At 29.7% G+C, this 20,389-nt stretch carries 32 protein-coding genes; 5 read left to right on the top strand and 27 right to left on the bottom strand.

Annotated features, from left to right (window positions below):
• The first annotated feature begins 1 nt into the window (after position 1).
• The 5 genes from ACRYA_RS03295 to ACRYA_RS03275 are packed head-to-tail and all read left to right on the top strand — an operon-like array spanning position 2 to position 4,092.
• Positions 2-733: an ABC transporter ATP-binding protein gene (locus tag ACRYA_RS03295; protein ID WP_105916375.1), complete on the top strand. Its 732-nt coding sequence runs from the start codon at positions 2-4 to the stop codon at positions 731-733.
• On the top strand, positions 733-1,893 hold the full coding sequence (locus ACRYA_RS03290) for an ABC transporter permease (RefSeq protein ID WP_105916376.1): 1,161 nt from the start codon (positions 733-735) through the stop codon (positions 1,891-1,893). The genes ACRYA_RS03295 and ACRYA_RS03290 overlap by 1 nt, the downstream gene beginning before the upstream one ends.
• Positions 1,893-2,147, top strand: coding sequence for a phosphopantetheine-binding protein (locus tag ACRYA_RS03285; RefSeq protein ID WP_105916377.1), 255 nt, complete (start codon positions 1,893-1,895; stop codon positions 2,145-2,147). The genes ACRYA_RS03290 and ACRYA_RS03285 overlap by 1 nt, the downstream gene beginning before the upstream one ends.
• The gene (locus ACRYA_RS03280; RefSeq protein ID WP_105916378.1) at positions 2,140-3,273 is read left to right on the top strand and encodes a beta-ketoacyl synthase N-terminal-like domain-containing protein; all 1,134 of its coding nucleotides are present in this window, start codon (positions 2,140-2,142) and stop codon (positions 3,271-3,273) included. Before ACRYA_RS03285 ends, ACRYA_RS03280 begins: the two co-directional genes overlap by 8 nt.
• Complete coding sequence (locus tag ACRYA_RS03275; protein WP_105916379.1) at positions 3,274-4,092, top strand: hypothetical protein; 819 nt, start codon at positions 3,274-3,276, stop codon at positions 4,090-4,092.
• Between the two features lie 84 nt (positions 4,093-4,176).
• Here the strand turns inward: ACRYA_RS03275 and ACRYA_RS03270 are convergent, their stop codons facing one another.
• From ACRYA_RS03270 to rpsJ, 27 genes are all read right to left on the bottom strand, one after another.
• The gene (locus tag ACRYA_RS03270; protein WP_105916380.1) at positions 4,177-5,964 is read right to left on the bottom strand and encodes a YgiQ family radical SAM protein; all 1,788 of its coding nucleotides are present in this window, start codon (positions 5,962-5,964) and stop codon (positions 4,177-4,179) included.
• Positions 5,965-6,000: 36 nt separating this feature from the next.
• Positions 6,001-7,752 (bottom strand): aspartate--tRNA ligase, encoded by a 1,752-nt coding sequence (gene aspS / locus ACRYA_RS03265; protein WP_105916381.1) that lies wholly within the window; start codon positions 7,750-7,752, stop codon positions 6,001-6,003.
• A 44-nt stretch (positions 7,753-7,796) separates the two neighbouring features.
• Positions 7,797-8,975: a hypothetical protein gene (locus ACRYA_RS03260; protein WP_105916382.1), complete on the bottom strand. Its 1,179-nt coding sequence runs from the start codon at positions 8,973-8,975 to the stop codon at positions 7,797-7,799.
• 1 nt (position 8,976) lies between these two features.
• Positions 8,977-9,642 (bottom strand): uracil-DNA glycosylase, encoded by a 666-nt coding sequence (locus ACRYA_RS03255; RefSeq protein ID WP_105916383.1) that lies wholly within the window; start codon positions 9,640-9,642, stop codon positions 8,977-8,979.
• A 79-nt stretch (positions 9,643-9,721) separates the two neighbouring features.
• Positions 9,722-9,940: a translation initiation factor IF-1 gene (infA, locus tag ACRYA_RS03250; RefSeq protein ID WP_105912153.1), complete on the bottom strand. Its 219-nt coding sequence runs from the start codon at positions 9,938-9,940 to the stop codon at positions 9,722-9,724.
• 9 nt (positions 9,941-9,949) lie between these two features.
• Positions 9,950-10,714, bottom strand: coding sequence for a type I methionyl aminopeptidase (gene map, locus ACRYA_RS03245; protein WP_105916384.1), 765 nt, complete (start codon positions 10,712-10,714; stop codon positions 9,950-9,952).
• A 2-nt stretch (positions 10,715-10,716) separates the two neighbouring features.
• Complete coding sequence (gene secY / locus ACRYA_RS03240) at positions 10,717-11,979, bottom strand: preprotein translocase subunit SecY (protein ID WP_105916385.1); 1,263 nt, start codon at positions 11,977-11,979, stop codon at positions 10,717-10,719.
• Positions 11,980-11,981: 2 nt separating this feature from the next.
• Entirely contained in the window at positions 11,982-12,380 is a 399-nt protein-coding gene (gene rplO / locus ACRYA_RS03235; protein ID WP_105916386.1) for a 50S ribosomal protein L15, read from the bottom strand.
• Between the two features lie 4 nt (positions 12,381-12,384).
• Positions 12,385-12,825 (bottom strand): 30S ribosomal protein S5, encoded by a 441-nt coding sequence (gene rpsE / locus ACRYA_RS03230; RefSeq protein WP_066154638.1) that lies wholly within the window; start codon positions 12,823-12,825, stop codon positions 12,385-12,387.
• A 9-nt stretch (positions 12,826-12,834) separates the two neighbouring features.
• The gene (rplR, locus tag ACRYA_RS03225; RefSeq protein ID WP_105909392.1) at positions 12,835-13,194 is read right to left on the bottom strand and encodes a 50S ribosomal protein L18; all 360 of its coding nucleotides are present in this window, start codon (positions 13,192-13,194) and stop codon (positions 12,835-12,837) included.
• A 9-nt stretch (positions 13,195-13,203) separates the two neighbouring features.
• Positions 13,204-13,740, bottom strand: a complete 537-nt coding sequence (rplF, locus tag ACRYA_RS03220; RefSeq protein WP_105914441.1) for a 50S ribosomal protein L6 — start codon at positions 13,738-13,740, stop codon at positions 13,204-13,206.
• A 9-nt stretch (positions 13,741-13,749) separates the two neighbouring features.
• Positions 13,750-14,148, bottom strand: coding sequence for a 30S ribosomal protein S8 (gene rpsH, locus ACRYA_RS03215; RefSeq protein WP_105914442.1), 399 nt, complete (start codon positions 14,146-14,148; stop codon positions 13,750-13,752).
• Positions 14,149-14,160: 12 nt separating this feature from the next.
• Positions 14,161-14,346 (bottom strand): type Z 30S ribosomal protein S14, encoded by a 186-nt coding sequence (locus ACRYA_RS03210; protein ID WP_024776091.1) that lies wholly within the window; start codon positions 14,344-14,346, stop codon positions 14,161-14,163.
• Positions 14,346-14,894: a 50S ribosomal protein L5 gene (gene rplE, locus ACRYA_RS03205; RefSeq protein WP_105916387.1), complete on the bottom strand. Its 549-nt coding sequence runs from the start codon at positions 14,892-14,894 to the stop codon at positions 14,346-14,348. Before rplE ends, ACRYA_RS03210 begins: the two co-directional genes overlap by 1 nt.
• 3 nt (positions 14,895-14,897) lie before the next feature.
• Positions 14,898-15,134: a 50S ribosomal protein L24 gene (rplX, locus tag ACRYA_RS03200; protein ID WP_105916388.1), complete on the bottom strand. Its 237-nt coding sequence runs from the start codon at positions 15,132-15,134 to the stop codon at positions 14,898-14,900.
• Complete coding sequence (gene rplN, locus ACRYA_RS03195) at positions 15,134-15,502, bottom strand: 50S ribosomal protein L14 (protein ID WP_024776088.1); 369 nt, start codon at positions 15,500-15,502, stop codon at positions 15,134-15,136. Before rplN ends, rplX begins: the two co-directional genes overlap by 1 nt.
• Positions 15,502-15,753 (bottom strand): 30S ribosomal protein S17, encoded by a 252-nt coding sequence (rpsQ, locus tag ACRYA_RS03190; protein WP_105912162.1) that lies wholly within the window; start codon positions 15,751-15,753, stop codon positions 15,502-15,504. The genes rplN and rpsQ overlap by 1 nt, the downstream gene beginning before the upstream one ends.
• A gap of 10 nt (positions 15,754-15,763) precedes the next feature.
• Positions 15,764-15,955: a 50S ribosomal protein L29 gene (gene rpmC, locus ACRYA_RS03185; RefSeq protein ID WP_105912163.1), complete on the bottom strand. Its 192-nt coding sequence runs from the start codon at positions 15,953-15,955 to the stop codon at positions 15,764-15,766.
• Positions 15,942-16,367, bottom strand: coding sequence for a 50S ribosomal protein L16 (gene rplP, locus ACRYA_RS03180; RefSeq protein ID WP_066154618.1), 426 nt, complete (start codon positions 16,365-16,367; stop codon positions 15,942-15,944). The genes rpmC and rplP overlap by 14 nt, the downstream gene beginning before the upstream one ends.
• Before the next feature lie 2 nt (positions 16,368-16,369).
• Positions 16,370-17,074, bottom strand: coding sequence for a 30S ribosomal protein S3 (gene rpsC, locus ACRYA_RS03175; RefSeq protein ID WP_105916389.1), 705 nt, complete (start codon positions 17,072-17,074; stop codon positions 16,370-16,372).
• Positions 17,074-17,406 (bottom strand): 50S ribosomal protein L22, encoded by a 333-nt coding sequence (rplV, locus tag ACRYA_RS03170; RefSeq protein WP_066154612.1) that lies wholly within the window; start codon positions 17,404-17,406, stop codon positions 17,074-17,076. Before rplV ends, rpsC begins: the two co-directional genes overlap by 1 nt.
• Before the next feature lie 2 nt (positions 17,407-17,408).
• A complete protein-coding gene (rpsS, locus tag ACRYA_RS03165) occupies positions 17,409-17,684 on the bottom strand; it encodes a 30S ribosomal protein S19 (RefSeq protein WP_105916390.1) in 276 nt (91 codons plus the stop codon).
• A gap of 9 nt (positions 17,685-17,693) precedes the next feature.
• A complete protein-coding gene (gene rplB / locus ACRYA_RS03160; RefSeq protein ID WP_105914445.1) occupies positions 17,694-18,521 on the bottom strand; it encodes a 50S ribosomal protein L2 in 828 nt (275 codons plus the stop codon).
• 10 nt (positions 18,522-18,531) lie between these two features.
• A complete protein-coding gene (locus ACRYA_RS03155) occupies positions 18,532-18,813 on the bottom strand; it encodes a 50S ribosomal protein L23 (RefSeq protein WP_105912168.1) in 282 nt (93 codons plus the stop codon).
• A 1-nt stretch (position 18,814) separates the two neighbouring features.
• Positions 18,815-19,426: a 50S ribosomal protein L4 gene (gene rplD, locus ACRYA_RS03150; RefSeq protein ID WP_105916391.1), complete on the bottom strand. Its 612-nt coding sequence runs from the start codon at positions 19,424-19,426 to the stop codon at positions 18,815-18,817.
• Complete coding sequence (gene rplC / locus ACRYA_RS03145; protein ID WP_105914447.1) at positions 19,423-19,998, bottom strand: 50S ribosomal protein L3; 576 nt, start codon at positions 19,996-19,998, stop codon at positions 19,423-19,425. The genes rplD and rplC overlap by 4 nt, the downstream gene beginning before the upstream one ends.
• 19 nt (positions 19,999-20,017) lie before the next feature.
• Positions 20,018-20,332, bottom strand: coding sequence for a 30S ribosomal protein S10 (gene rpsJ, locus ACRYA_RS03140; protein ID WP_066154595.1), 315 nt, complete (start codon positions 20,330-20,332; stop codon positions 20,018-20,020).
• Positions 20,333-20,389 lie beyond the last annotated feature (57 nt).

Genomic DNA, 20,389 nt, shown 5'->3' with positions numbered 1-20,389 from the left:
AATGTCAATTATTATAAAAAATTTAAATAAAACATATAAAGATACAAAAATTTTAGAAAATCTAAATTTAGAGATAAAAAGTGGCTCTATTTTTGGACTTTTAGGACCAAACGGAGCTGGAAAAACAACTTTAGTATCTATTTTAAATAGTTTGATAAAAAAGGATAGCGGAGAAGTTTTTATTTATGATTATAATTTAGACACTGAATTAAATAAAATAAAAGCTATATCATCTTTTGTTCCACAAACCTATGCTTTTTATCCAAATTTAACAGCATATGAAAACTTAGAGTTTTTTGGTTCTTTATATGGATTAAAACAAAAGATATTAAAAGATAAAATAGAAATTGCTATAAATGCTTGTGCATTGGAAAAATATGTAGATAAAAGAGCTTTAAATTTTAGTGGTGGTGTAAAAAGAAGACTAAATATTGCTATTGGTCTTTTAAATTCGCCAAAAATTTTGTATCTTGATGAACCAACAGTTGGAATTGACCCACATTCAAGAAGATATATTTTGGAGATAATAAAAGATATAAATAAAAATAGTAGTACAACTATTTTTTATACTTCACATTATATGGATGAAATTGAATTTTTATGTGAAGAAGTAGCTATTTTAGAAAATAAAAATATAGTTTTAAAAGATAGTATAAAAAATTTAAAACAAAATAACAATTTAACTCTTGAAGAGTTATTTTTAGATATCACAAAAAAGAGTTTAAGAGATTGATGTTTTACTATATTTTAAAAAAAGAGTTTAAATTAATTTTTAGAGATATTCATGCTTTGTTAGTTCTATTTTTGATGCCATCAATATTTATATTAATTATGTCTTTAGCTCTTAAAAATACATATTCACAAAATATTGAATCAAAATTAAAAGTTGCAATTATTAGCCACAATAGCAAAGATGTCGATATTTTAATAGAACAATTAAATAAAAATCCTTACTTTGAAGCTAAAATAGAAAATAGCATTTCAAATAAAGATTTAATTTATGAATTAAAATATGACTTTATTATTAAAATTGATGCAGATTTTAAAAATCAGATAAATAAAAACAGTAAAGATTTTTTTATAGAAATATTTAGCAAACCAAATATAAAATATGAGTTTTACACAATTTTAAAAAATGAGATAGTTAAAAATATTTCAAAATCAATAACAAAAGATTTTTTTATAAATTCACAAATTGATGCAAAAAATCTTGATAATCTTGATAATTTAATATCAAATAAATATATCTTTAAAAATGAAAAAGATAGCTCAATCATAAATTCAGTACAGCAAAGTGTTCCAGCTTGGCTAATTTTTTCTATGTTTTTTATACTTATTCCAATTTCAAATACATTTATAAATGAAAAAAATTTTGGAACAATTCAAAGAATAAAAAGTATAAATATTCCACTTTATACTCTACTTTTAGGGAAAATTTTACCCTACTTTATAATCAACCAAATACAGCTAATTTTTATGATTTTAATTGGAATTTATCTTGTTCCTTTATTTGGTGGTGACTCTTTAAAAATAGAAGGAAGCTATTTTTTAATTATTTTAATATCTTTTGCTATATCTTTTGCAGCTATTAGTTTTGCACTTTTAATTGCAAATATTAGTAAAACAACTGAAGAAGCTACATCAATTGGTGGAGTTATAAATATTATTTTTGCAGCAATTGCTGGAATAATGGTTCCTAAATTTGTTATGCCACAATTTATGCAAGATTTGAGTCTATTTTCTCCAATGTCTTGGGGGCTTGAAAGTTTCATAGAAATTTTAGTTAATAATGGTAACTTTGATGATATAAAATCATATTTGTTATACTTAATAATTTTTGGTACAATATGCCTCATTTTTGCAAATTTTATACTAAATAGAGGGAAAAACTAATGTCTGATTTAAAATATGAACTAAAAAAATTAATAATAGAAGAGTGTGAAAAAGATTGTAAAATCGAAGATATAAAAGATGATGAACCACTTTTTGGACCTGATTCTGTTTTAGAACTAGATTCTATGGATGCTTTACAAATATCTATGGCAATTCATAAAAAATATGGTTTAAAAACAACAGATAGTAAGGAACTGCGAAAAATAATGGAATCGATAAACACTATGGAAGAGTATTTAAGAAATAATGCATAAAGTTTTCATTACTGGCTCTTCAATAATTTGTGCTTTGGGAAATAATAAAAAAGAGTCTATAAATAAACTTAAAAATATTAATAATAAAAACTATAAAGAGTACCTAAAAGATAACTTTGAAGATATAAATTATTATAAAATAAAACAAAATTTTAAAACTCAAAAAGAGAAATTTTTCTCTATTTTAGAAAAAACTATTTTAGATTCTATTAATGATGCAAAACTATCAAAAGAAGATAGAGAAAAATTACATATTTATTTAAGTTCAACATCTATGAATATATCTTTAATAGAAGAGAGTTTTTCAACAAAAAATAGTATTCACGCTATTAATTTTGAAGAGATTTCAAACTTTGTAGAGAATATTATCTCTTCAAAATATCCTTGTGTATTTATTCAAACAGCTTGTACATCTAGTGCAAATGCAATTATTAAAGCTAGCAATGAGATAAAAGATGAAGATATCCAAAAAGCTATAATAATTGGTTTTGAATTTTTTAATCAATCAACATACAAGGGATTTGAATCTTTAATGCTACTTAGTTCTAGCGGTGAATATAAGCCATTTGATAAAAATAGTGATGGTTTGATTCTAGGTGAAGCTTGTAGCTGTGTAATCTTAGAGAATACTAAAAAAGCAGATGATGATTTTGAAATAGTTTCATATTCAAATAGCTTTGATAATTACTCAATCACTAGTTCAAATCCAGATGCAGTAGCTACTTTTAATTGCCTAAATCAAGCTTTAAAAAATGCTAATTTAGAAATTAGTGATGTAACTTGTCTAAAAGCTCATGCAACAGGAAGTGAAAATTCAAATCTTTCAGAAGTAAATGCAATAAACAATCTATTTAAGCATCATAAAAATAGTTGTGACGTGGTAGTTTTAAAACCATATATTGGTCATACTTTGGGTTCTTGTGGTACAAATGAAATAATTCTTTTATGTGAAAGTATAAAAAATGGAACTTTGCCAAAAACAATAAATTTTAAAAATGGATATGAAAATATAGATTTCAAACCTCTTTTAGAAGATAAAATTGTAAATAGTGCCACTATTTTATTTCATTTTGTTGGATTTGGTGGAAGTAATGCTTCACTTATTTTATCAAACAAAAGGTCTTAAATGTATATAAAATATTGTTTTAAACATGAAACTCCTTCAAAAAATGAAAAAGATTACAAAGCACTTTTAAAAGAGATTACAACTCTTGATGTAAGAAGAATATCAAAACTTAACCTACTTGCAATTTATGGTGCTATTAAAACTTTGAAAGATAAAGAGTATAAAAAAGATTTAAGCCTATATGCTGCATCAAATTTTGCTTGTATTCAAGAAACTTACAAAATATTAAAAGAGTTAAAATCTCAAAATCCAGTTATGCCTTTTGATTTTTTAAATATAAATACAAATAATATGGGTTTTTATATAAGTAAAGCTTTAAATACTATAGGAAATAACTACACTATATCATCAGATTTTTTATCTTTTGAAAAAACTCTATATACAATATTTTTAGAGTATAAAAATAGAATTAATAGTAGTTTTTTAGTAGGAGAAGTTGATAGTTCTTTAGAAAATCTTCCATATTTAGGAGATTTATCTACTTTTGAAAATAGTATTTCAAATGATATTTCATCATGGCTATATCTTGATGATATTTCAAATAACTCAATAGCAAAACTAGAATTTGTAAAATATTTTTATTCAATAGATGATTTAAATAATTTTTTAAATACTCAAAAATATGATGCAATATCTTTAAACAATTTTGCAACACTATTTAAAGATGAATTAAATATAAATAGTTCTTTAATCAAAACTTATCAAAACTTTTTTAGTTCTTCAAATATTATAAATCTTTTAAATGATGAATTTAGAAACTCAATATTTATTAGCTTAGATAATAAAAAAAGAGCCTATATCTTTTATTTTAGCAAATAGTTTTAAAAAGTAACCATCAAATGGTTACTTAGTAATTTATAAAAAATCTGAACAATCCTATTAAAAAAAACTTTTATAAAGTTATTAACCTTGCATTCCAAAAGTAGAGTTTTGTTTTGTTTTACAAAAACTTTTTTTTGCAACTACTATCTCTTTTTGTTTCTCTTTTTTTAGTGTATCTTTTTCAACAAATATTTTCTTCTTTGTAAAAGGATCAAGCTCTGTATAGTACATAACAGCAGAATAAGTTCCTGGAGTTGGCGTAAAAACTTGAGCTTGTTCTGGATTAATTTTAAGCTCATGGGTAGTAAATTGTTTAAGTTCGTGCATATGGCTCTCTTTACACCCTGGATGTGCTGCAATTAAATAGTATGTTAAAAACTGTTTTTTCCCAGTTTCCTTATTTAACTCATCAAACATTCTTTTAAAATCAATAAGAGTTTGCTTCCCTGGTTTTCCCATATGGTGAAGCACTTCATCACTTGTATGCTCAGGAGCTATTTTCATCTGTCCTGAAATGTGATGGTCTATTATCTCTTTTAAATACTCTTTTCCATGATTTTTATCAGCAGCTATAAAGTCATATCTAATACCTGAAGCTATAAATGCTTTTTTAACCTTTGGAATAGCTCTTATATCTCTTAAAAGTTTTATATTTCTGCTATGGTCTATCTTCATAGTGCGACAAAGTCTATGGGCATCTACACATCTTTTATTATCTATACAAGTTCCAAGATTAATCTTCTTTTTGCACTCATATCCGTACATATTTGCCGTTGGTCCTCCAACATCTGAAATAATTCCTTTAAAATCTTTGAGTGTTGTAAAATGTTTGGCTTCACTTAAAATATTTTGCTCACTTCTTGTTCTTATTGTTCTTCCTTGATGAGCAGCAATTGCACAAAAATTACACTCTCCCCAACATCCATGATGAGTCATAATTGAAAATTTTATAGTCTCTATTGCTTTTACTTTACCATCTTTTGCATGATATGGATGTAAATCTCTTTGATATGGAAAAGATGCAATTTTATCCATCTCATTTTCTTCTAAATGCCTGCTTGGTGGATTTTGAATTAAATATCTTCCATCTACTTCTTGACAAAGACCTTTTGAATACATTGGGTCATTATTGTCATAAAATGTTCTAAAAAGGTCTATATACTTCTCTTTGTCACTTAAACACTCTTTATGTGAAGGAATTTTAATATATTCATTTACAGGCTCTTTTGAGATATAACAAAGTCCAGAAATAGTTCTTACATCTTTACCATCTTTTAGAAAAAGACCTAAATCTATTATTGCTTGTTCACCCATTCCATAAATCATATAATCAGCTTTTGAGTCAAATAAAATTGGTTTTCTAAGAGTATTTGACCAATAGTCATAATGAGTAAGTCTTCTAAGGCTTGCTTCAATCCCACCTAAAACAATAGGAACTGTATTTTTAAAATATCTTCTTATAAGATTTGTATATACTAAAGTTGCCCTATCTGGTCGCTTATTATTTTTTCCACCTGGAGTGTAGTCATCATCGTTTCTAAACTTTTTTGTTGCAGTATAATTTGAAACCATAGAATCAATACTTCCACCACTAACTCCCCAAAATAGTTTTGGTTCACCAAGTCTTTTTATATCAACATCACTAGAAATATCTGGTTGTCCAATAATTCCAACTCTTAATCCAACACTTTCTAAAATTCTTCCAACAACAGCAATTCCCATAAAAGGGGAATCTATATAAGCATCTCCAGTGATTAAAACAACATCAAGCTCATCCCAACCACGGGCATTCATCTCATCTTTTGTTGTTGGTAAAAATTTGTTTTGTGGAAGATTTTCTAAAGAATTTTTTATATTTTGATTTTGCATGAAGTATCTGTTTTATTTAAAAGGCAAGAGCTATTTCTAGCTCTCAACACTTTTTCGCACACGAATATGTAACTCTTTTAGTTGAGCTTCATCAACACTTGATGGAGCTTGAGTTAGTAAACATTGAGCTTTTTGAGTTTTAGGGAAAGCTATAACATCTCTAATTGAATCTGTTCCAGCTAAAAGCATTATCATTCTATCAAGTCCTAGAGCAAATCCACCATGACTTGGTGCTCCATATTGTAAAGCATCAAGTAAGAATCCAAACTTCTCTTTTGCTTCTTCTTGACCTATTCCCATAAGTTCAAATACTTTTGATTGAATCTCTTCTTTGTGGATTCTTATACTTCCTCCACCCATTTCTGTTCCATTTAAAACGATATCATAAGCAATTGATTCAATCTCTTCTAAATCAGTTTTATTTAAATCTTTTGGCATTGTAAATGGATGATGAAGTGCTTTTGTTCTTCCATCTTCAACTTCAAACATTGGGAAATCTACAACCCATAAGAACTCATAAGCATCTTTTGGAATAATATTCATCTCATTTGCTAGGAATAATCTAAATCTTCCCATATAATCCCAAACAGTTTTTTTATCCCCTGCTCCAAAGAATACTACATCTCCAACTTCAAGATTTGTAACTTTTACAATCTCTTCTAAGTCAGCATCTGTAAAGAATTTAGTTAATGGACCTTTTAATCCATCCTCTTTCATTTGGAAGTATCCAAGACCTTTTGCTCCAAACTTTCTTACATAATCTTCAAAACCTTTCATCTGTCTTTTTGAGAAAATATTATCTCCATTTGGACATCTTAAAGCTTTAATTCTATTTGCTTTTTTATCTTTTGCAATATCAGTAAATATCTCATTTGAAGATTTTTCAAATATATCAATAACATCAATTAAAGGCATATCAAATCTTAAATCAGGTTTATCACTTCCATAACTCTCCATTGCTTCAGCGTATTTCATTCTTCTAAATGTTGAAGGTATATTCTTACCACATTTTGTAAAGATATCGTAAATCAATTTTTCAGCAACTGCTATAACATCTTCTTGTGTACAAAAACTCATCTCAACATCTATTTGAGTAAATTCAGGTTGTCTATCTGCTCTTAAATCTTCATCTCTAAAACATTTTGCAATTTGAAAATATCTATCAAATCCAGCAACCATTAAAAGTTGTTTGAATAGTTGAGGAGATTGAGGAAGCGCATAAAACTCACCTGCATGAACTCTACTTGGAACTAAATAATCTCTTGCACCTTCTGGAGTTGATTTTGTAAGAATTGGAGTTTCAACATCTAAAAAGCCTAACTCATCAAGTGAATTTCTAGCTTGAATAGTAGCTTTACTTCTTAATTGAAAAATATCAAAAGATTTTTTACTTCTAAGCTCTAAAAATCTATTTCTTAATTTTATCTCATCATTTACTTTTTCATCATTGATATCAAAAGGCATAGCTTTAGATCTATTTTCAATAACAAGATTTTCTAAAATAATCTCAATTTTTCCAGTCTCTAAGTTTGGATTTTCTAATCCTTCACCTCTAGCTCTTACCGTTCCAGTTGCTATTAAAACATACTCATCTCTAACAGTTTCAGCTACACTTAAAGCATCTTTACAATCTTGTGGATCAGCAACAAGCTGAACTAAACCACTTTTATCTCTTAAATCTATAAAAATAATTCCACCATGATCACGTCTACTATTAACCCAACCAGCTACTGTAACTTTTTGACCTATTAAATTCTCTTTTACACTTGTATTATAATGTGTTCTCAAAATTAAACTCCATTTTCTAAATAAGCGGTGATTTTATCCAAAATCTACTTAATTTCTACAAATCCATACTCTGTACTTTTAAATAGTCTTGGAGTATAAACAGCTTGATTTTCTACTATTTTAGTTGGTATTAAATTATTATTTCCATTTACTAAATAGTTTGCGCCAACCAAAGTTGAGTAATCAACCCACTCAAAATTTATATTTCCACCAAAATTTAAAATTTCATCTCTTAATTTGTTATCAATTTTTTCAATAGAGTTTGCAAGAACCATTTTTTCTCTATCTTTATCCTGAGTTAGCGTCATTAACATAGGATCAAAATTTATTTGTGTTGAAAATATAAACTTTGGATAAATGTCATTTGCTCTTAATTGAGACATTATAAGTGAGCTTTTTACTATATCTAGATTTAAAAATATTGAGCTATTTCTCAATCTTGAATCCACAACAATATTTTTAAAGTTAGTTTCACTACTTTTGATCTCTTTTCTTGCAGTTGTATAGCTAACAACATTTTCATAACTATTTTTTAACTTATTTCCTAAATATGTATTTTGATAAAATAATACATTTGGACCATCAGAGTAATAACTTAATTTTTTAAGTTGATCTTCATAAGAGATAGAACCAAAAATTAAATTATCGTTTTGTGCTAAAGAATCTTTTTTTTCTATTAGTGGAAGATAAACCATAATATCATTTAATTCCATTGTATTTAAATTATTTATTGAGTTTGGTGTATATAGTGCAATTACTTTTGTTATACCCTGCTCTTTAACTTTATTAAATGCATTATTTATACTATCAGCACTCTCATTTTGACTATCTATTACAATTAAATCGTAATTTGCATTTAAAAATGTTAAATACCCAGCAACTGTATTTATAGAATTTTTTGCATATTTAGATACTAAAGACGATGGATAAACAAAGGCAATCTTAAGATTTGCCTTTGTACTATCAAATTTTATTTCAGGTTCACTAGATGCTAAAACTTCATTATTATCTTCTTGAGTTATCTCATTGCTAGAACCATTATTGTTTATAATCTCTTCTTGGATTACACTATCGTTTGAAATAAACTCTTCTACAACTGTTTTTTTATCTTCCTCAACTTTTTTTACTGGCATATTTTGATTTGGCATTTTCAGTTTTACAACTTTTTGCGTACAACCTGCAATTAAAAAAGCCATAAAAATTAAAGTAAGTAAATGCTTCAATTTAACTCTCCTCATATAGATTTTTAATTTTTAACATATCAAGATAAGTATCTTTTTTTAAAGATGGATTTTTTAGTAGATAAAGAGGTGCAAAGATTGGTACTAAAATAGTAGAATTAAAGCTCAAAACTTTTCCTCTATTTTTGGAAAAGTCACCACTATTTTTTAACAAATAATCATAAACTCTCTCTCCCACAGCAACAATAATCTTTGGTTTTATAATATCTATTTGCTTTAACAAATAACAATTACAACTCTCAAAATTTTGAAAACTTGCCTCTTTTGTTCCTCTACATTTTACTAAATTAGTAGTATAAACTTCCTCTTTTTTTATTTTTAAGCTACCTTCAATCATTTTTGCTAACATTTCACCAGCATTTCCAACAAAAAAAGATCCCAAATCATCTTCACTTTTTGATGGTTCATCACAAATAAACATAATCTTTGAATTTTGATTTCCATATCCAAAAAGTGTATGTTTTCTAGTTTTTGATAAATCACACAAATAGCAGTTTGAAACTGATTTTTTAAGCTCTTCTAAACCATTTGGCAATGTAAAATCACAACTACTATAAAAGTTTATATTTAGTTCACTATGATATTTGATTCCAAAAAGTTTTTGATTATATAGGTATTTTAAAACTTGATTCTTAACTTTATTTGTCATACTTGATTTTACAAAAAATATGCTTTAGTATCAATTTTTAAGAAGATTTATTAAATAGAGAAGATTCTCTATTTAATAATTATTTTTTTCTATGAACAATTCTTCCCTTATCAAGTGAATAAGGTGTTATCTCAACTGTTACAGTATCATTTGGTAGTATTTTTATATAGTGCATTCTCATTTTTCCAGAGATATGACACAATACAACATGACCATTTTCTAACTGAACTCTAAACATTGCATTTGGTAAAGCTTCTATTACTTTTCCATCAACAACTATTACATCATCTTTTGCCACATTAGCCCCTTAATTTTCTCTATTACTTAAAATAACTGCTCGTCCATCAACTACAGCAACCGTATGCTCATAATGACTCCCTCTTAAACCATCGGCTGAAACAACATCCCAACCATTTTTAAGAATAACAGGGTTTCTATCTTTTTGACATATCATGGGTTCTATACAAAACACCATTCCATTTTTTATTTTTGGTCCAGATTTTGTACCACCATGTTCTAAGTAGTTTGGAATTTCAGGTTCTTCATGTGGTTTTCTTCCAATTCCATGTCCACAAAATCTTACTAATGGCTGATAACCTCTTGAAGTAATAAAATCTTCAATTGCTTTTGATAACTCTTTAAATCTCATACCATCTTCAATTATATCAATAGCATAATGCAAAGCATCTTTTGAACAAGCTATCAGCTCTTCATCTTTTTTCGAAATCTCTCCAATTGGCATAGTAATAGCACTATCACCATACCAACCATCAACTTCAGTTCCAATATCAAGACCTAAAATATCACCATCTTTTAAAATTGTATTGCTTGGAATTCCATGAATTATAACTTCATTTAGTGAAGTACAAACAGCATTTGGAAATCCATATAATCCTTTAAAAGCAGGTCTAGCTCCTAGGCTTAAAATGAATTTTTCGCCCATAGCATCAACTTCTTTTAAAGTCATTCCAGCTTTTACATTCTCTTCTAGGTATTTTAGCGTTTTTGCAACAGCTTGATTTGCAACATAAAGTTTTTCAATCTCTTCAGGTTTTCTAAGAGCAATAGACATTTTTATAGTCCAACTGCACTTAAAGTTTGATATTTATTTGAATATTGCTGAGCCTCTATTTTTCTCATAGTATCAATAGCAACTTGAACTACAATTAAAACTGAAACCCCTCCAAAATAAAAAGGAACACCCATTGCTTTTACAATTAACCAAGGAAGTGTAGAGATTAATCCCATATAAATAGCTCCCCAGAAAGTTAATCTACCAGCAACTGTATTTAAAAACTCAGCTGTACTAGCACCTGGTCTAACTCCAGGGATAAATCCACCTTGTCTTTTTAAGTTTTCACTTATATCTTTTGCATTAAATGTAATTGAAGCATAAAAAAATGCAAAGAAAACTACAAATAAAAACATAAATAAGTTAAATGTATATGAACTAGGATTCATATAATCAGCTATCATTACTAAGTATTTATTTTCACTTCCTTGCAAAACTGTTGCTGGAAACATTAAAATTGCACTTGCAAAAATAGCAGGAATAACTCCACTTAAATTTACTTTAATTGGAATATAGTTCATAACTCTTTTATTTTGGTTTTGCATAATTACTTTTCTTGAGTATGAAACAGGAACTCTTCTTTCTCCTAATTCAACATAAATAATAGCTCCAACCGTTGCAAAAATTACAAGTAAAATACCAATTACAGTTAAGAAGTGCATTTGACCGTTATTTACTAAATCTATAGTTCCACCAATAGCACTAGGAATTGCTGAAACGATACCTGCAAAGATAATCAGTGAAATACCATTTCCTATACCTCTTTGAGTTATTTGCTCACCTATCCACATTAAAAGCATTGTTCCTGTAAGCATTGAAATAGCTGAAACTGCGATGAATGTATTCATATCAATAGAAATTGCTGCTTGCCCATTTTGTCCAGTTAATGAATTAAGTCCAATAGATACTCCAATTGATTGTATTAATGTAATAACAATAGTTGTATATCTGATGATTTGCATATATTTTTGCATCCCATCTCTCTCTTTTTTCATTTTACCAAGTGCTGGGAAAGTTGCTGCTAGAAGCTCCATAATAATCGAAGCTGTAATGTAAGGCATAATTCCTAGTGAGATAATACTTAGTCTTTCAACTGCATTTCCACTAAACATATTTACAAGACCTAATGCATTATTTGCATTTGAATCAAAAAACTCTTTAACTACATCAATATTAACTCCAGGTACTGGCACATATGCCAGTAGTCTGTAAAGAAAAATAAAGCCTAATGTAATAAGAATCTTATTTACTAGATCTTTACTCATAACTATTTTCCAGTAGTTGTAACGTTTTCGTCTTTAATCTTAGCACTTAAATTTTTAGCTGTTGCACCAATAAGTTTTACTTTTACAACAGTTTTTGATAATTTATATACAGATCTAATTGATTCAACTGTAATTTCTGGTAATTCAGCAATTGCAGTTACTTTTTCAACATTAATTGTATATGGTTTAACTACTCTTGATACAAATCCAACTTTAGGAAGTCTTCTTAATAGTGGTTGTTGACCACCTTCAAAACCTCTTTTTACACTGTATCCAGATCTAGCTTTTTGACCTTTATTACCTTTTCCAGCAGTTTTACCGTTACCGCTTCCTTGACCTCTACCTTTTCTTTTTGGAGCTTTTGTGCTTCCGCAAGCTGGTTTTAAATTTTCTAATATCATATTCTTATCCTTTTATTCTTGCTAAAGCTTCAACTGTAGCTTGTACAAGGTTATTTGGATTATTTGAACCTAAAGATTTTGCAATAATATCTTTAACTCCAGAAAGCTCAAGAACAGGTCTTGCAGCTCCTCCAGCAATTAGTCCAGTTCCTTCAGAAGCTGGTCTTAATAAAATTTTACTTGCATTATATTTGTGTTCAATATCATGTGCAATTGTTGTTCCTTTTATAGAAACTGTCACTAAGCTTTTGAATGCATCATCTAAAGCTTTTTTAATAGCATCTGGAACCTCTTTTGCTTTTCCTGTTCCAAAACCTACTGTACCGTTTTTATCTCCAACAACAACTAAAGCTGTAAATCTGAATCTTCTTCCACCTTTTACAACTTTTGTTACTCTTCCGATTTTAACGATTGCTTCTTGAAAATCTTCTCTATTTACTGCCATCATTAATCCTTATAATTTAATACCATTTTCTCTTAATGCGTCAGCAAATGCTGCAACAACACCATGATAAAGATACCCGTTTCTATCATAAACAACTGTTTCAATACCAGCTGCTTTTAACTTAGAAGCAAACTCAGCTGCAACTTTAGCAGCACCCTCTTTATTTCCACCTAAACCCATAGTTTGTGAGCTAATTGCTGCCAAAGTTCTACCTTCAACATCGTTGATAGCTTGTGCACTAATGTATTTGTTAGATTTAAAAATCGATACTCTTGGTTTTTCAGCTGTACCAAAAATATTAGCTCTAACTCTTTTTTTTCTTTTTATTCTTAAAGCAACTTTTTTTGCTAAATCTTTTTCTCTACTCATAGTTACACCTTATTTCTTAGCAGTTTTTCCGGCTTTTCTAATGATTTTCTCATCAGAATACTTAACACCTTTACCTTTGTACGGTTCTGGTTTTCTAAAGCCTCGAATAATAGCAGCAGCTTGCCCAACTTGTTGTTTATCTGCACCTTTAACTGTAATAATGTTTTTCTCAACAGAAATATCTAATCCTTTTTGGATTTCGAAATTAATTGGATGAGAATAACCTAAGATTAACTCTAAAACATCACCTTTTACAGCTGCTTTATATCCAACTCCATTGATTTCTAAAGTTTTTGTGAAACCTTCATGTAAACCATTAACTGCATTTGCTGTTAATGCTCTGTAAGTTCCCCAAAACGCTGCAGATTCCTTTGTTTCACCAATTTTTGTTAAAACAACTTGGCTATCTGCAACTTCAATTCCAACTCTTCCATGAGTCTCAACTGTAGAAACATTGTTTCCTTTTTTAACACTAATTAGTGTACCGTTTACTGTTACTTCAATTCCAGCAGGAATTGCGATAGGTTTTTTTCCAATTCTAGACATTATTCTCTCCTACCAAACAGTACAAAGTACTTCTCCACCAACATTGGCAGCAAATGCTTCATCATTTGCAACAATACCTTTGTTAGTTGAAAGAATAATAGTACCGTATCCGTTTTTGAAATTTTTAATTTCAGAAGCTGGTTTATAAACTCTTCTACCTGGTTTAGAAACTCTTACAATTTCGTTAATTGCTGATTTCTCTTTATCATCATACTTTAATTCAACTTGAATTGTCTTTTTATTATTTTGTCCGTCAATAACTTTGAATCCAGCAATATACTCTTTTTGTAAAAGTACATTCATTACTCCAACAACTGTGTTTGAGTGTAATAATGTTGCAACTTCTAATCTTCTCATTGCAGCATTTCTAATTCTAGTTAAAGCATCTGCGATTAAATCATTCATCATAGCTTTTTTCTCCTACCAACTAGCTTTTCTAACACCAGGTAATAAACCTTCGTTAGCCATTTTTCTTAAACAAACTCTACATAGACCAAAATCTTTATAAACAGAGTGAGGTCTTCCACAAACAGAACATCTAGTATATGCTCTTACAGCAAACTTAGGTGTTCTTTGTTGTTTAGCGATCATAGATTTCTTTGCCATTACGCTCTTCCTTTTGTAAATGGAATTCCAATTAACTCTAACAATCTATATGACTCAGCATCACTTGTTGCACTTGTAGCAATAGAGATATTCATTCCGTGTGTTTTAATGATGTTATCATAAACTACTTCAGGGAACATCAACTGCTCATCAAGTCCGAAGTTAAAGTTTCCTCTTCCATCAAATCCATTCTTGTTAAGACCTCTGAAGTCTTTTACTCTTGGTAATGCAATGTTACATAATTTATCTAAAAAGTGATACATTTGCTCACCTCTTAAAGTAACTTTAATACCAACAGGCATTCCTTCTCTTACTTTAAATCCAGCAACAGATTTTTTAGCAATAACTTTAACTGCTTTTTGACCAGCAATTAAAGAGATTGTATCTTGCATATTTTGGATTAACTTAGTATCTTTCATAGCTTCACCAGCACCTACAGAGATAACAACTTTATCAACTTTTGCTGTTAAAGTTTTATTCTTTGCAAATTCTGCTTCAAGAACTGGCTTGATTTCAGCTTTATATTTTTCTAATAATCTTGATGCCATCTTTTACCCTTCCACTTTTGCCACATTTGAAATATCAATTGGCATCTCTTTGTTTACAAATCCACCATCTGGATTTTTTTCTTGATCAGGTTTAACAGTTTTTTTAGCAACTTTACAATCTTTTACGATTACTTTGTTTACTTTTGGTAATACTTGTAAAACTTCTCCAGTTTTTCCTTTGTCATCACCAGCGATGATTCTAACTGTATCACCTTTTTTTATTTTTAATTTAATAGCCATTATAGTACCTCCGGTGCAAGTGAAACGATTTTCATAAATCCTGAATATCTAACTTCTCTAGCAACTGGTCCAAAAATTCTTGTTCCAACTGGCTCTCTTTTAGCATCTAAAATAACAGCTGCATTGTCATCAAATCTAATTAATGAACCATTTTCTCTTTGAACTTCTTTATGAGTTCTTACAATTACAGCTTTAACAACTTGACCTTTTTTAATTTTTCCAGTTGGAAGAGCTTTTTTAACAGACGCAACAATAACATCACCAACAGTTGCATATCTTCTTTTAGAACCACCTAAAACTTTGATACACATAATCTCTTTAGCTCCTGTATTGTCTGCTACGTTTAATCTTGTAAAACTTTGAATCATTATTTAACTCCTGTAGCAAGGATCGTTTTTAATCTAAAAGATTTAGTTTTAGATAGTGGTCTGCACTCAACGGCAATAACACTATCACCAACATTTAACTCATTTTTTTCATCATGAACTAAATATTTTTTAAATCTTTTTACAGTTTTATGATACTTTGGGTGTAAAACTGATCTAGTTACTAAAACAGAAGCTGTTTTATCACCTGATCTTTTTACTACTACACCTTGAATCTCTCTTTTATGTGTCATACTTAGATCCTTAGTTAGCATTTAGAGCTGTCATAGCAGTCTGAATTTTAGCAATGTCTTTTTTTGCTATTCTTAACTCAGATGTATTTGTTAGCTGCATAGTTTTTAGCTTAGCTTTTAATTCAAAAAGAAGCACCTTTTTTTCTTTTAATAACGCTTGTAATTCGCTCAAGCTTTTATCTTTAATTTCAGTATAGTTCATTTTCGCTATCTCTTGTTACAAATTTAGTTTTAAATGGTAGTTTATGCATAGCTAAAGCTAAAGCTTCTCTTGCTAAACTTTCATCTACTCCAGCCATTTCGAAACAAACTCTTCCTGGCTTAATGTTCATTACCCATTTATCAACACTTCCTTTACCTTTACCCATTCTTGTTTCAAGAGGTTTAGCAGTTAGTGGTTTATCAGGGAATACCATAATCCAAACTTTCGCTTGTCTTTTTACTTTTCTTGTCATGGCAACCCTAGAAGCTTCAATTTGTCTTGAATCTACTCGTCCATGCTCAACAGCTTTAATTCCGAAATCTCCGTAAGCTAAAGAGTTACCTCTGTGAGCTTCACCTCGATTTCTTCCTTTCATCATTTTTCTAAATTTTGTTCTTTTAGGCATTAACATAATTATTTACCTCTTTTCTTTGCTGGTCTTCTTTTTGGTTTAGAATCAGCAGTTTCAGATTTTTCAGTTGGAATTCCTTTTGCAAGAACCTCACCTTTAAATATCCAAACTTTAATCCCAATACAACCATAAGCTGTATGAGCTTCTGCAAAACCATAATCAATTCTAGCTCTTAATGTATGTAAAGGAACTCTTCCTTCTAAATACCACTCAGTTCTTGCCATTTCAGCACCACCAAGTCTTCCTGAAACAGATACTTTAATACCTTTTGCTCCACCTTTTAGTGCATTTTGCATAACTCTTTTCATTGCTCTTCTAAATGCAACTCTTCTTTCTAATTGTTGAGCAACATTTTCAGCTGAAAGTAGTGCAGAAGTTTGAGGTTTTCTCTCTTCTTTAATATTTACAGCTATCTCTTTTCCTACAAGTTTAGATAAAGAGTCTTTTAGTTTTTCAACATCTGCACCTTTTTTACCAATGATAATTCCAGGTCTAGCAGCTACAACAGTAACTCTAACTTTTTTTGCAGTTCTTTCAATAACAGTTTGAGCAATTCCAGCATAATATAACTCTTTTTTAACAAACTTTCTTATTTTGTCATCTTCAGCTACATTTGCAGGCATTGTTTCAAATTTTGGAAACCATCTAGACTCCCAATTTCTATTAATACCTAATCTTAAACCTATTGGATTAACTTTTTGACCCATTACTTGTCTCCTTTTGTAGATGCAGCTACTTCAATCATAATATGTGCAGTTGGCTTATGCTTCGGTGAAGCTGAACCTCTTGCTCTTGGAGTAAATCTTTTAAGAACTGGTCCTTTATCTACTCTAGCACTTGTAATTACTGCATCAGCTGAATCTAATCCTGAGTTTGCAACAGCAGAAGCTATTACTTTAGATATAATTCCAGCAGCTTTGTTTGGAGTAAATTGTAAAGATGCAATTGCATACTCTGCATTCATTCCTTGAACTTCTCTTGCAATTAATCTTGCTTTAATAGGAGAAACTCTAATAAATTTTAATATCGCTCTTGCCATTATTACGCCTTTCTTTGAACAGAACCTTTGTGGCCCTTAAATGTTCTAGTTGGTGCAAACTCACCTAATTTATATCCAACATGGTTCTCTGTAACATTTACAGGAACAAAGTTTCTACCATTATGTACATTAAATGTTAGTCCAATCATATCTGGAAGAATTGTAGATCTTCTTGACCATGTTTTAATTGGTTTTTTATCTTTTGAACTATTAGCAGCCACAACTTTTTTTAATAAGTGTGCATCTACGAAAGGTCCTTTTTTTATTGATCTTGCCATCTTAAACCCTTACTTCTTTTTTCTTGAAATGATTAGTTTATCACTAGCTTTTTTCTTTCTAGTTTTATAACCTTTAGTTGGCATACCCCATGGAGTAACAGGATGTCTTCCAGAATTCGTTTTACCTTCTCCTCCACCGTGTGGGTGATCAATAGGGTTCATCGCAGATCCTCTTGTTTGAGGTCTAATTCCTAAGTGTCTTGTTCTACCAGCTTTACCAATTACCATATTTATATAATCCCCGTTTCCAACTACACCAATAGTAGCCATACAAACATTAAGGATTTTTCTCATTTCACCAGATGGTAATCTTAAGATAACATATTTATCTTCTCTTCCCATAATTTGTGCATATCCACCAGCTGATCTAGCAAATTGTGCACCTTTTCCTGGTTTTAACTCAATATTATGAACCATTGTTCCAATAGGAATATTTACCAATCTCATTGCATTTCCTGGTAAAATATCAAGTCCTGAAGCAGCAGCTTGAACTTTATCTCCTACTTTTAATCCAGCAGGTTGAATAATATATCTTTTATCTCCATCAGCATAAGAAATTAAGCTAATTCTACAATTTCTATATGGGTCATACTCAATAGTTGCAACAGTACCAACAACATCGAATTTATCTCTTTTGAAATCAATAATTCTGTATAGTTTTTTTGCACCTGCTTCTTTGTGTCTTGAAGTAATTCTTCCGTTATTATTTCTACCAGCATTTGCTTTTACTCTTACAAGTAAAGATTTAACTGTTGGTTTTGAAGTAATATCAGAGCTATCAATAACTGACATAAATCTTCTAGCAGGAGTTATAGGTCTAAATTTTTTAATTGCCATTTTTTACTCCTTATGCTGAAAGGTTCGCAATTGCTGCGCCTTCTGGTAATGTTACATAGAATTTTTTGAAGTCAACTCTTTTTCCAAGTTTTCCTTTAAATCTTTTAACTTTTCCTTCTTGTCTTAAAGAGTTAATTTTTGTTGGAACAACGCCAAAATACTCTTTGAAAACCTCTTTTAAACCCGTTTTAGTCATTCTAGGACTAGTTTGAACAACGATTACACCATTTTCTTGAAGCTCGATTGTTTTTTCTGTATATAAAATTGATTTAATATCTGTTATATCTGCCATCTTAAGCCTCTTTTGTTAATGCTTCTAGTACTGATTTTTCAATTAGTACAGAGTGATATACAGCAATTAAGTATGCATTTACTTCTTGCTTTTCAATCATATAACAGTTTTTAATATTTCTAAACGCTAAATAAGTTTTTTCATCAATTGTATCAACTACAATTAATGTATCTCTTTTGTTTAATTTACTTAAAACTGCAACCGCATCTTTAGTTTTACCTGATTCTAATTTAACTGAATCAACAGCAAAAAGTGAACCATTACTAGCTTGTGCATTTAAAGCATATTTAAGTGCTAAAGCTTTTTGTTTTTTGTTTACTTTTTGCTCGTAGTTTCTTTTTGTAGGACCAAAAGTAACTCCACCGCCAACAAATAAAGGTGATCTTTTAGATCCCCATCTTGCTGCTCCACTACCTTTTTGTGCTTTAGGTTTTTTACCACCACCACTTACTTGTGCTCTAGTTTTTGCAGCTGCTGTATTAGATCTTAAAGATGATAAATACGATTTTACATATAAGTATAAATTGTGTTTATTTATCTCTTCATAATTAGCAGGTAAAACTACTTCACCACTATTTTCAAATTTTGTATTTAATACTATTGCTTTACTCATTTAGCAACCTTTACTTTTCCTAATGAACCATTTGGACCAGATACTGAACCTTTAAGAACTAAAACTCCAGCTTCCGCATCAAATGATAAAACTTCATTTTTTACAGATACATTTGTATTTCCGTATTGTCCTGGCATTTTCTTACCTGGTTGAACTCTTCCTGGGAACTCACAGTTACCAATTGAACCTGTTCTTCTACCCATTCTATGTCCGTGAGAACCTCTTCCACCAGCAAAATTCCATCTTTTTACAACACCAGTAAAACCTCTACCTTTTGTTCTAAAAGTTGTTTTAACGATTTTTGCTTCACCTAAACCAGCAACATCTAAATCTCCAGCTTCACTATTTGCTACAGTAATTGTTGCAAATCTGTTAAACTCTTTAGATAGGTTATATTTTTTTTGTTGTCCCTCAATAGCTTTGTTAAATTTTTTACCGCTGCTATAAGAAACTAGTGCTACACCATCAGTTACTTGACATACTTTTGTATCAATAACTTTTAAAAGTGTAACCGCTGTACTAGGAACAGATACTGTTCTACTCATACCGATTTTTTGAACTATAAATTCCATCTTGTATTACCCTTTCTACTTATTCTTGACCCATTGATCTTACTTCAACATCAACCTCTGGAGCTAAGTCTAGTTTCATTAATGAATCAACTGTATCAGCTGTTGCTGAAATAATGTCTATAATTCTTGAATGAACTCTAATCTCAAACTGCTCTCTTGAATCTTTGTTTACGTGAGGACCTTTGATAACTGTATATCTTCTGATTTTTGTAGGAAGAGGAATAGGACCTCTTAAATCAGCACCAGTTCTTTTAACAGCTTCAACTATTGAAGCAACACTTCTGTCTAAAACTCTATGATCATAAGCTTTTAGCTTTAATCTGATTTTTTCCATATATTTTTTTCCTTTAAAGAACTCGTTAGACACCAAAAAATGGCTCTAACCACATTA

Origin of the sequence: Aliarcobacter cryaerophilus ATCC 43158, from assembly GCF_003660105.1 — a bacterium.
Lineage (GTDB): Bacteria > Campylobacterota > Campylobacteria > Campylobacterales > Arcobacteraceae > Aliarcobacter > Aliarcobacter cryaerophilus.
The sequence above is the reverse complement of the archived record's forward strand: the minus strand, read 5'-3'. Positions and strand labels throughout refer to the sequence as shown.

Bases quoted from the DNA above. Each gene is read 5' to 3' on its own strand.
- ACRYA_RS03290 (WP_105916376.1), top strand. From the start codon at position 733: ATGTTTTACTATATTTTAAAAAAAGAGTTTAAATTAATTTTTAGAGAT.
- ACRYA_RS03295 (WP_105916375.1), top strand. From the start codon at position 2: ATGTCAATTATTATAAAAAATTTAAATAAAACATATAAAGATACAAAA.
- rpsC (WP_105916389.1), bottom strand. From the start codon at position 17,074: ATGGGTCAAAAAGTTAATCCAATAGGTTTAAGATTAGGTATTAATAGA.
- rplO (WP_105916386.1), bottom strand. From the start codon at position 12,380: ATGATATTAGAAAATTTAAAACCAGCTTGCGGAAGCACAAAAGCTCCA.
- rplD (WP_105916391.1), bottom strand. From the start codon at position 19,426: ATGAGTAAAGCAATAGTATTAAATACAAAATTTGAAAATAGTGGTGAA.
- map (WP_105916384.1), bottom strand. From the start codon at position 10,714: ATGTCTATTGCTCTTAGAAAACCTGAAGAGATTGAAAAACTTTATGTT.
- rplF (WP_105914441.1), bottom strand. From the start codon at position 13,740: ATGTCTAGAATTGGAAAAAAACCTATCGCAATTCCTGCTGGAATTGAA.
- rplV (WP_066154612.1), bottom strand. From the start codon at position 17,406: ATGGCAAGAGCGATATTAAAATTTATTAGAGTTTCTCCTATTAAAGCA.
- ACRYA_RS03280 (WP_105916378.1), top strand. From the start codon at position 2,140: ATGCATAAAGTTTTCATTACTGGCTCTTCAATAATTTGTGCTTTGGGA.
- rpsH (WP_105914442.1), bottom strand. From the start codon at position 14,148: ATGATGAATGATTTAATCGCAGATGCTTTAACTAGAATTAGAAATGCT.
- rplX (WP_105916388.1), bottom strand. From the start codon at position 15,134: ATGGCTATTAAATTAAAAATAAAAAAAGGTGATACAGTTAGAATCATC.
- rpsS (WP_105916390.1), bottom strand. From the start codon at position 17,684: ATGGCAAGATCAATAAAAAAAGGACCTTTCGTAGATGCACACTTATTA.
- ACRYA_RS03270 (WP_105916380.1), bottom strand. From the start codon at position 5,964: ATGCAAAATCAAAATATAAAAAATTCTTTAGAAAATCTTCCACAAAAC.
- ACRYA_RS03285 (WP_105916377.1), top strand. From the start codon at position 1,893: ATGTCTGATTTAAAATATGAACTAAAAAAATTAATAATAGAAGAGTGT.
- secY (WP_105916385.1), bottom strand. From the start codon at position 11,979: ATGAGTAAAGATCTAGTAAATAAGATTCTTATTACATTAGGCTTTATT.
- ACRYA_RS03255 (WP_105916383.1), bottom strand. From the start codon at position 9,642: ATGACAAATAAAGTTAAGAATCAAGTTTTAAAATACCTATATAATCAA.
- rpsJ (WP_066154595.1), bottom strand. From the start codon at position 20,332: ATGGAAAAAATCAGATTAAAGCTAAAAGCTTATGATCATAGAGTTTTA.
- rplN (WP_024776088.1), bottom strand. From the start codon at position 15,502: ATGATTCAAAGTTTTACAAGATTAAACGTAGCAGACAATACAGGAGCT.
- rplP (WP_066154618.1), bottom strand. From the start codon at position 16,367: ATGTTAATGCCTAAAAGAACAAAATTTAGAAAAATGATGAAAGGAAGA.
- ACRYA_RS03155 (WP_105912168.1), bottom strand. From the start codon at position 18,813: ATGGCAGATATAACAGATATTAAATCAATTTTATATACAGAAAAAACA.
- rplR (WP_105909392.1), bottom strand. From the start codon at position 13,194: ATGAGTAGAGAAAAAGATTTAGCAAAAAAAGTTGCTTTAAGAATAAAA.
- rplC (WP_105914447.1), bottom strand. From the start codon at position 19,998: ATGGAATTTATAGTTCAAAAAATCGGTATGAGTAGAACAGTATCTGTT.
- ACRYA_RS03210 (WP_024776091.1), bottom strand. From the start codon at position 14,346: ATGGCAAAGAAATCTATGATCGCTAAACAACAAAGAACACCTAAGTTT.
- ACRYA_RS03275 (WP_105916379.1), top strand. From the start codon at position 3,274: ATGTATATAAAATATTGTTTTAAACATGAAACTCCTTCAAAAAATGAA.
- rpsQ (WP_105912162.1), bottom strand. From the start codon at position 15,753: ATGACACATAAAAGAGAGATTCAAGGTGTAGTAGTAAAAAGATCAGGT.
- rpmC (WP_105912163.1), bottom strand. From the start codon at position 15,955: ATGAACTATACTGAAATTAAAGATAAAAGCTTGAGCGAATTACAAGCG.
- rpsE (WP_066154638.1), bottom strand. From the start codon at position 12,825: ATGGCAGTAAATAGAGAAGATTTTCAAGAAGCAATCGTTAAAATCGGA.
- rplE (WP_105916387.1), bottom strand. From the start codon at position 14,894: ATGGCATCAAGATTATTAGAAAAATATAAAGCTGAAATCAAGCCAGTT.
- rplB (WP_105914445.1), bottom strand. From the start codon at position 18,521: ATGGCAATTAAAAAATTTAGACCTATAACTCCTGCTAGAAGATTTATG.